The organism is Altererythrobacter litoralis (assembly GCF_036324225.1).
GTDB classification, from domain to species: Bacteria; Pseudomonadota; Alphaproteobacteria; order Sphingomonadales; family Sphingomonadaceae; genus Erythrobacter; species Erythrobacter litoralis_A.
The window spans coordinates 1-9,078 of the sequence record NZ_JAZDQV010000017.1 but is presented as its reverse complement, the minus strand read 5'-3'; the positions used below and the strand labels follow the sequence as shown (position 1 = coordinate 9,078).

Below are 9,078 nucleotides of genomic sequence, written 5' to 3'. Positions count from 1 at the left end.
GCAGCACCTCCTCAGTGCCGCGAGTGAATCAAGGCTTCGCCGCCAAGGCAAGCGATTTAATGGGTCCTGAGCCTAGCCTTCAAGATCGGACGCATCTCATGAACTCCAGTCACAAAGAACCGCGTCTCGCCTGAACCATCTGAAAACTTCCAAATGGACAGCGATGTATCGACAACGCGGAAGAAGCCCTCATGATGACTAAGGGTCTCAAGAGGAGCATTTTGAATTATGTGTTCGGCCGTCTCCTTTGAAAAAAAGGAATTGAGAGGAAAATCACATCCATCATGGTGAACTGAGATCCCGCCGTTGGTGATTTCAGCGCCCATCATGAAGGTTTCGGGGACATCGAGAGACGCATTAAGACTAGCAGCGCCGGTCTCTTTGCCTATCGCCGCGACTGTGCATTGCTCCATGCCATCCACATCTGCTCCCACACAGGCTGCCGTGATTGAGATTAGGAGGGCGCATAGCGCTTGACGCATATTCATTGACGGATTCTGGACTTTTTTATCTGCGTCCGCAATTGGCTCGTCAGCGGACATCTGTGAGCAACCTCTCCCAACGTCATTCCCGCGAAAGCGGGAATCCATGAGCCAACTAGCGCCGACTGTTTGTGGATTCCCGCTTTCGCGGGAATGACGAGTTCTGTGTCGTTAGCGGAAATTCACCCTCAATGCCGCCCGAACAGCTTCTCGACGTCTTCCATGCTCAGCTTGACCCAGGTCGGGCGGCCGTGATTGCACTGGCCTGATCGCGGGGTGCGCTCCATCTCGCGCAGCAGCGCATTCATTTCCTCAACCCGCAGCACCCGCCCTGCCCGCACCGATCCGTGGCAAGCCATAGTCGCCAGCACATGCTCCAGCTTTTCCTCGAGCAGCAGCGCCTGCCCATGCTTGGCAATGTCGTCGGCAAGGTCGGTAAGCAGCGCCTGCGGATCGGCCTTGGCAAGCGCGGCGGGCAGCGCACGCACCAGCATCGCGGCAGGACCGAAACGTTCGATTGCCAGCCCGAATTGCGCGAGCCCCTCGGCGGCTTCCTCAAGCCGGTCGCAATCGACTTCGTCCAGTTCGACCACGTCGGGCACCAGCAGCGCCTGCGAACGCGCGACCGCATCCCCTGCCCCGGCAGCGCGCAACCGCTCGAGCACGAGCCGCTCATGCGCAGCGTGCTGATCAACCAGAACCAACCCGTCCGCCGCTTCGGCGACGATATAGGTATTGGCGACCTGCCCGCGCGCTATGCCGAGTGGGAAGTCCTGCTCCGCATCAGTTTCCTCGACCTCGATAGCGCGGCCTTGAGGTGCGAAATCGCCACGCGCCATGACTTCGGTTTCGTAGGCCCGCCACGCCTGCCCGGCTTCGCTCACGCGGGTTTTTTGAGCTGACCAATCGCGTGAAAAGATAGTGGCGAGCGCAGGTGAAGGGTCTTGCGCCGGCTCCTGCTGCCACCGTTCCATTGCGCCGCGATCCGGGCCCTGCGCGCTGCGCCGGTCGCCGGTGGCAAGCGCCTGCCTCAACCCCGAAACGATAAACCCGCGCACCCCCGCCGCATCGCGAAAGCGCACTTCGGTCTTGGCCGGATGGACGTTCACGTCCACATCCTCTGGCGGCAGGTCGAGGAACAGCGCGAGCACTGCGTGCCGATCGCGCGCGAGCATATCGGCATAGGCGCCGCGCACCGCGCCCACCAGCAGCCTGTCCTTCACCGGGCGCCCGTTGACGAAGAGGTACTGGTGATCGGCCACGCCGCGATTGTAGGTTGGCAGGCCAGCAATTCCCGACAGGCGCATCATGCCGCCCGGCCCTTCGCGTTCGGCAGCGATGGCGACGCTGTTGTCCTTGAGCTCGCGTGCAACGATCCCCGCTACCCGGTCTGCCAGAGGCTCATCCGCCTGCAGGCTGAAAATCCGCCGCTCGCCATGTTCGAGCGAGATTGCCACTTCGGGCCGCGCCATCGCGAGCCGCCGCACCACATCGAGGGAGGCGGCGTATTCGCTACGCTCGCTGCGCAGGAATTTGCGGCGCGCGGGCACCTTGGCGAACAGTTTCTCGACCTTGACCCGTGTACCCGGCGGCAAGGCGGCAGGCCCTTCCTCTACCAGTTGCCCATGGTCGACCACCCGGCGCCAGCCATCCTCGGCCCCGCGCACACGGCTTTCGATCGTGAGCTGTGCAACGCTGGCGATCGAAGGCAGTGCCTCGCCGCGAAAGCCCAAAGTGCTGACCTGCTCGATCGCTTCGTCGGGCAGCTTGGACGTGGCGTGCCGTTCGAGCGCCAGCGCCATTTCGTCTGCCGACATGCCGCAGCCGTCATCGATCACTTCGAGCTTTCCCAGGCCGCCTTCGACCAGCTTCACGACGATGCGACTCGCCCCCGCGTCGATCGCGTTTTCGACCAGTTCCTTGAGCGCCGCAGCGGGCCTTTCGACCACTTCACCGGCGGCAATCCGGTTGATCAGGCTCTCTGGAAGGCGGCGAATTTGGGGCATGTTCAGGAGGCTAGCGGCAGGGCGTCATAAATTCGAGGCCGGTCGTGAAAAATCGCCCCCCTTTTAACAAATATTTTGGCCTTTTGCCCGCGTATCGACTAGACGATGCATATCCCGTCAATTGCGGATCGCAACGGTTGCGCTGGCGTCGCCAGAATCGCGATCACATCCATGGAACGACTGAGCATAATGAGCTTCTTTTCCAATCTCCTGAAATTCGGTTCACACAATATGGCCATCGATCTGGGGACGGCCAACACGCTGGTTTATGTGCAAGACCAGGGCATCATCCTGAACGAACCCTCGGTGGTCGCGATCGAGACGATCAATGGCGACAAGCGGGTCAAGGCGGTCGGCGACGACGCCAAGATGATGATGGGCAAGACGCCGGATACGATCCAGGCGATCCGCCCGCTGCGCGACGGCGTGATTGCGGACATCCAGATCGCGGAAGAGATGATCAAGCACTTCATCCGCAAGGTGCATGGCAAGCGCAGCCTGTTCCGCTATCCCGAAATCGTGATATGCGTGCCTTCGGGCGCAACCTCGGTGGAAAAGCGCGCGATCCGCGACGCAGCGTCGAACGCCGGCGCTTCTGAAGTCTACCTGATCCTTGAACCGATGGCTGCGGCGATCGGCGCCGACATGCCGGTTACCGAACCGGTCGGCAGCATGGTTGTCGACATCGGTGGCGGCACCACTGAAGTCGCGGTGCTCTCGCTCCGCGGCCTGGCCTACACCACTTCGGTGCGCACCGGCGGCGACAAGATGGACGAAGCGATCATTTCCTACGTCCGCCGCCACCACAACCTCCTGATCGGTGACGCCACTGCGGAACGGATCAAGAAGGACTACGGCATCGCCGTGATGCCCGAAGACGGCATTGGCGAAACCTTTGCCATCAAGGGCCGCGACCTTGTGAACGGCGTTCCCAAGGAAATCACGATCAACCAGGCGCATATCGCCGAGGCTCTTTCGGAACCGATCGGCGCCATCGTGGAAGGCGTGCGCATCGCGCTGGAAAACACGGCGCCCGAACTCGCAGCCGACATCGTCGACCAGGGCATCGTGCTCACTGGCGGCGGCGCGCTGATCAAGCGGCTCGACGAGCACCTGCGCGAGGAAACCGGCCTGCCGGTCAGCATCGCGGAGGATCCGCTTTCCTGCGTGGCCATCGGCACCGGTCGGGCAATGGAAGACCCGATCTATCGCGGCGTCCTGATGCAAGAATAAGGGTAAGCGGTTCGCCATGGCGCCAACTTCATCCCGGCGCTCGGGCCATTCGCGCAGAGCGCAATACTCGCTTTTCACCAGCTACCTGGTTGCGGCGATCGGCGCGCTGATTGGCGCGGTGCTGCTGGGCATCTCGCTGTGGCAACCCGCCGCAATGGGCGGGGTCCGTGGCGCCGCAAGCGACGCTGCCGAACCCGCGGGACGGGCCGTGGCGGTTGCGCGCGAAGGTTCGGGCGGCTTTTTCGACGCTATTGCAGGCTATTTCCGCGCGGGCAGCCAGAATGCCGGCCTTCGCAAAGAGCTTGAACTGGCGCGCATCCGCCTCGCCGAAGCCGATGCCACCTTGCAGGAAAACGAGCGGCTCAAGGCTCTGATCGGGCTGACCGAACAGGACGGGGAACCTGTCGCGATCACCCATATCACGGGTTCCACCGCCGCCAGCGCCCGGCGCTTCGCCTATATCGGCGCAGGCCGGGCCGATGGTGTGCAAGTGGGCATGCCAGTGCGCTCTGCACGCGGCGTGGTGGGCCGTGTGCTCGAGACGGGCAGCAGCACTTCGCGCGTCTTGCTCCTGACCGACAGCGAAAGCGTCTTGCCGGTGCGGCGCGGAAGCGACGATCTGGTCGCCTTCGCCGAAGGGCGCGGCAACGGCCTGCTGCGCATCCGGCTCGTCAATCTGGGCATCAATCCGCTCGAACCGGGGGACGTATTCGTCACCAGTGGTGCGGGTGGATATTACCGACCGGGGGTCGCCGTGGCGGTGCTTACCGAAATCCGCCCCGATGGCGGGCTGGCGCGAATGATCGCCGACCCTGCCGGCACCGATTTCGTGCGGGTCGAGCCCATCTGGCAGCCTGACACGGTGGCAGCGGCGCGCCAGTCCCCGGACGAGGTCCTGAGCGACGCGGAGGAGAGCGAGTGATCGAAGGCGGGCTCAAGCCCAGGTCGAGACCCAATCCCTATGGCAAGCGGATCAACCGCGAGCCTTCGCCCTTGCTCGCCAATTCGGTTCCCTATGCCACAATCGTTCTGGGATCGATGCTTCCCCTGCTGCTCGTCACCAGCACCATGCCGATTGTGCCGCCGCTGGGGTTCATGATGCTGGTTGGCTGGCGGTTGATGCGCCCCGGCCTACTCCCGAGCTGGGTCGGATTGCCGCTGGGCGCCATCGACGATTTGTTCAGCGGGCAGCCGTTTGGCAGTGCGATACTGCTGTGGTCGGTCACAATGCTAGCGATCGAATGGTTCGAAACGCGCGTGCCGTGGCGCGGCTTCTTGCAGGATTGGCTCGCCGCTGCGTTGGCTTGCGCTGGCTATGTCCTCGCCGCCGCCGCATTCTCCGGCGCGAAGATCAATCCAACCCTTGCCATTGCGATCATGCCGCAATTGCTCGCATCGATCCTGGCTTTCCCATTGATTTCCGGTCTTGTCGCAACGTTCGACCGGTTGCGGCTCCAGCGCATCCGGAAGGTCCGCTGATGGAGAAGTTCGGTTCGCGCCCTCCGGTGACCGCGACCGGGCTCCAGAACGCATTCGACCGGCGCAGCTTCGTGGTCGGCACGATGATGGGCGGGATAGGAGTGCTTCTCGCGGCGCGGATGTCGTATCTCGCGATCGCGGAGAACGAGAAGTACCGTACCGAGGCAGAAAGCAACCGTGTCAATTTGACGCTCATCCCGCCGCGCCGCGGCTGGATCCTCGACCGCAACGGCGCCCCGCTTGCATCGAACCGCGCCGATTTCCGCGTCGATGTGATCCCCGAACGCTTGGACAATGCCAACAGGACGATCGACCAGCTTGGCATGCTGCTGTCCCTCAAGCCGGACCGCATCGCCGACATCAAGTCCAAGATCGAAGGTTCGCGCGGCTTCCAGCCCGTCGAAGTCGCCAGCGGGCTCGATTATGACCAGTTCGCCGCGATCAGCGTGCGCCTGCCCGACCTGCCGGGCGTGGTGCCGCAACGCGGCTTCTCTCGCTTTTATCCCACCGGCCCTTCGGTCGGCCACTTGATCGGATATGTCGGCCCGGCATCGACCGAGGAATACGACAAGGACCGCAACCCGCTGCTGATCACGCCCGGCTACAAGATCGGCAAGGACGGGATGGAAAAGCAGTTCGAGCAGACTTTGCGCGGAGTCCCGGGCGCGCGACGTGTCGAAGTGACCGCTTCCGGCCGGATCGTGCGCGATCTCGAGACGCGCGAGGACATCCAGGGCAATCCCGTTCGGCTGACGATCGACGGGCCGCTGCAGGATTATGCAGCGCGCCGGATCGGCCTCGAGTCCGGCTCGGTTGTGGTGATGGATTGCCATACCGGCGACCTGTTGTGCATGGCCTCCATGCCCAGTTTCGATCCCAACAGCTTCTCCGACGGGATCGGCAGCATCGAATATGCCATGTTGCGCGATGATGAGCGGGTGCCGCTGCGCAACAAGGTGCTGAAGGGGCTTTACCCGCCCGGCTCCACCGTCAAGCCTATGGTGTCGATGGCGCTGATGGGCGCCGGCATCGATCCCCACGAAACCGTCTTTTGCGGCGGCGGCCTGCGGGTCGGCAATCGCGTGTTCGGCTGCTGGAACCGGCGCGGACATGGCCAGGTCGACATGGCGAAGGGAATCTACCAGAGCTGCGACGTCTATTTTTATGCCATGGCGCAGCGCGTGGGGATGGACCCGATCGCCATGATGGCGCGGCGATGCGGCATGGGCGAGGAATTCCCCCTGCCCGTCACCAGCCAATTCTTTGGCACCGTGCCAGATCCCGAATGGAAGCAGCGCAAGTTCGGGCGCGAATGGCAACCGTTCGACACGGTCAATGCCACCATCGGCCAGGGCTACATGCTCTCCAGCCCATTGCAGCTGGCGGTGATGGCATCGCGCCTCGCCACCGGGCGCCATGTCATGCCGCGCCTCACGCTCGATACGCCGCCAAGTGGCTTCGGCGAGATCGATTTCCCGACGGACCAGGTCACCTATGTCCGCCAGGCGATGAGCGACGTGGTCAATGGACCGGGCACCGCCGGGCGGGCTCGACTGCCCATTCCGGACGTGCTGCTTGCGGGCAAGACAGGCACCGCGCAGGTCGTCTCGCTCAGCAAATCGGACGGCAAGAGCGGCCCGTGGAAGTATCGCGACCACGGCCTCTTCATCTTCTTCGCGCCGTTCGACAACCCGCGCTATGCGGGTGCGGTAGTGATCGAGCATGGCGGCGGTTCCGGCGCGGCCTATCCGATCGCGCGCGACGTGATGACATTCCTGTTCGATCCGCAAAAGGGCATGGAGGCGTTGCACGCGCTGGAGAAACAGTGGGGCGGCAATGCGCAGCAGCGTCTTTCCGCCAAATATGCTGCCTATGCGCAGGCCCGCGGCGAAGCGGTGAGCCCGCCGCCACGTCGCGACGAGGAGATTTTCGACCAGGTCGAGGCGGAAGCACGCGCGGCGGCCGCCCAGCCCGAAGAAATTGCAGAAGAGGCGGTTACCCCGCGGCCCGAAGCGAACCCGTCTGCCGCGCCGCGAACGCCGGAACCGGTCTCGACGGTTGAAGCGCCTGCGCCGGTCGAACAGCAGGTGGTCGAAGAATGAGGACGCTCATCCCCGATCCGATTGCGCGCCAGCCCTGGCAGATGCTGATCCCGCTATTCCTGCTCGTCGGGTTCGGTGCGGCAGTGCTCTATTCGGCTGCCGGCGGTTCGTTCAGCCCCTTCGCCTCATCGCATTTGCTTCGCTTCGGCATCTTCCTGGTGATGGCCTCGATCATCACAGTCATGCCGAACGAACTGGTCAAGCTGCTGGTCTATCCCGGCTATGCGGTGGTGTTGGTGCTGCTGATGGCGGTGGAAGCGATCGGCTTCGTCGGCGGCGGCAGCCAGCGATGGCTCAATCTTGGCTTCATGCAATTGCAGCCATCCGAATTGATGAAACCCATGGTGGTGCTGGTGCTGGCGCGATTCTTTGCGACACTGCCGGCCGGAATGGTCGGGACATGGCGCGCGCTGTTGATCCCCGCCGGATTCCTCGGCGTGCCGATGGCGCTCGTGTTGATGCAACCCGATTTGGGGACGGCTTTGGCGATCGGCTTCGGCGGTGCGGTGGTGATGCTACTAGCGGGCCTGCCAATGCGCTGGTTCGTGATCGGTGGAGCGCTGGCAGCGGTCGCGGCTCCGATCGCTTTCTTCTTCGGGCTGCAGGAATATCAGCAACGCCGTGTCACGACCTTCCTCGACCCGGAAAGCGACCCGCTCGGTTCGGGCTACCACATCACGCAGTCGAAGATCGCGATCGGGTCGGGCGGCATCACCGGCAAGGGCTTCAACGAAGGATCGCAAAGCCACCTGCAATATTTGCCCGAACCTCATACCGATTTCGTATTCGCCACCATGGCCGAGGAATGGGGCCTGCTGGGCGGCTTCTTCGTCCTGATCGTCTTCGCACTGATCCTGAGCTGGGGCTGGTCGGTGGCACTCAAGTCGCAGGACCGCTTCGCACGCCTTCTGGCAGGCGGCATGACTGCCACGATCTTCTTCTACATGTCGATCAATCTGATGATGGTGATGGGCCTCGCGCCGGTCGTCGGCATCCCCTTGCCTTTCATGAGCCATGGCGGTTCCTCGATGATGACGAACATGATCTGCATCGGCATGCTGATGATGGTGAACCGCTGGAATCGCATCACTCCGCGCCGCGGATTGCGCTGATTGCGATTTCCCTGCCGCAACCCCTTCCCTTTGTTGCGACGCGCGCTATATGAGCGCCTCTCCCGATTCGGGTGGGGGCTGTTTCGACGCCCCGCTGTGATGATCGGAGTGGACGCATAGCTCAGTTGGTAGAGCAGCTGACTCTTAATCAGCGGGTCCTAGGTTCGAGCCCTAGTGCGTCCACCAAACTTTCTAGATACTTAGCCCAAACACTTGCTGACACGGATCGCCGCGTGTCAGCATAGTGTCAGCACGTTTCCCTTTAATCGCCTCGCTGTGGTAATTGCGGCTATCCACAAGTTTTGGAGGTAGACATGAGCCGCACCCGCCCAGGCCGCAGGGAACGCAAGCAACAACGGCAGCAAGATGCGGGGCACGCCGCCCATCTACTTCAGCGGCAGCAGATTGAACGTGAAAATGCTCGCGTTGCACCAATCACTGACTTCCGCCCAGCCAGCTTGCGCGGCGGCTAAGCTAGGCCCTTCGCGTTCCGCTTGCGGTTCACATGCCAGCCAGCATCACGCAGCAAGGCCGTCACCCGGCGATAGCCGTAGCGACCATATTGTCGAGCCAGGGCGATGATATCCTCGGTCAGCGCGGCTTCGTCATCTGCCCCACGCGGCGTTTTGCGCTGTGTTGATCGATGTTGCCCCAGCACACGGCA

At 62.9% G+C, this 9,078-nt stretch carries 7 protein-coding genes, 1 tRNA gene and 1 pseudogene; 6 read left to right on the top strand and 3 right to left on the bottom strand.

Going from position 1 to position 9,078, the window contains the following annotated elements; translation table 11 throughout:
* Positions 1 to 56: 56 nt before the first annotated feature.
* Both VRS74_RS12550 and mutL read right to left on the bottom strand, forming a co-directional pair.
* Positions 57 to 542: a hypothetical protein gene (locus tag VRS74_RS12550; RefSeq protein WP_354145572.1), complete on the bottom strand. Its 486-nt coding sequence runs from the start codon at positions 540 to 542 to the stop codon at positions 57 to 59.
* A 128-nt stretch (positions 543 to 670) separates the two neighbouring features.
* Positions 671 to 2,488, bottom strand: a complete 1,818-nt coding sequence (gene mutL / locus VRS74_RS12545) for a DNA mismatch repair endonuclease MutL (RefSeq protein ID WP_354145571.1) — start codon at positions 2,486 to 2,488, stop codon at positions 671 to 673.
* 189 nt (positions 2,489 to 2,677) lie between these two features.
* Here mutL and VRS74_RS12540 point away from each other — a divergent pair, with 189 nt between their 5' ends.
* The 6 genes from VRS74_RS12540 (at position 2,678) to VRS74_RS12515 (ending at position 8,600) form a co-directional block, all read left to right on the top strand.
* Positions 2,678 to 3,721 (top strand): rod shape-determining protein, encoded by a 1,044-nt coding sequence (locus tag VRS74_RS12540; RefSeq protein WP_354145570.1) that lies wholly within the window; start codon positions 2,678 to 2,680, stop codon positions 3,719 to 3,721.
* Between the two features lie 16 nt (positions 3,722 to 3,737).
* A complete protein-coding gene (locus tag VRS74_RS12535; protein WP_354145569.1) occupies positions 3,738 to 4,643 on the top strand; it encodes a rod shape-determining protein MreC in 906 nt (301 codons plus the stop codon).
* Entirely contained in the window at positions 4,640 to 5,200 is a 561-nt protein-coding gene (locus VRS74_RS12530; RefSeq protein WP_354145568.1) for a rod shape-determining protein MreD, read from the top strand. The genes VRS74_RS12535 and VRS74_RS12530 overlap by 4 nt, the downstream gene beginning before the upstream one ends.
* Positions 5,200 to 7,302, top strand: coding sequence for a penicillin-binding protein 2 (mrdA, locus tag VRS74_RS12525; RefSeq protein ID WP_354145567.1), 2,103 nt, complete (start codon positions 5,200 to 5,202; stop codon positions 7,300 to 7,302). The genes VRS74_RS12530 and mrdA overlap by 1 nt, the downstream gene beginning before the upstream one ends.
* Positions 7,299 to 8,414: a rod shape-determining protein RodA gene (rodA, locus tag VRS74_RS12520; protein WP_354145566.1), complete on the top strand. Its 1,116-nt coding sequence runs from the start codon at positions 7,299 to 7,301 to the stop codon at positions 8,412 to 8,414. Before mrdA ends, rodA begins: the two co-directional genes overlap by 4 nt.
* Before the next feature lie 110 nt (positions 8,415 to 8,524).
* Positions 8,525 to 8,600, top strand: a tRNA-Lys gene (locus tag VRS74_RS12515).
* A 304-nt stretch (positions 8,601 to 8,904) separates the two neighbouring features.
* Here the strand turns inward: VRS74_RS12515 and VRS74_RS12510 are convergent.
* Positions 8,905 to 9,078: pseudogene (locus VRS74_RS12510) on the bottom strand (IS3 family transposase); the annotation flags it as partial.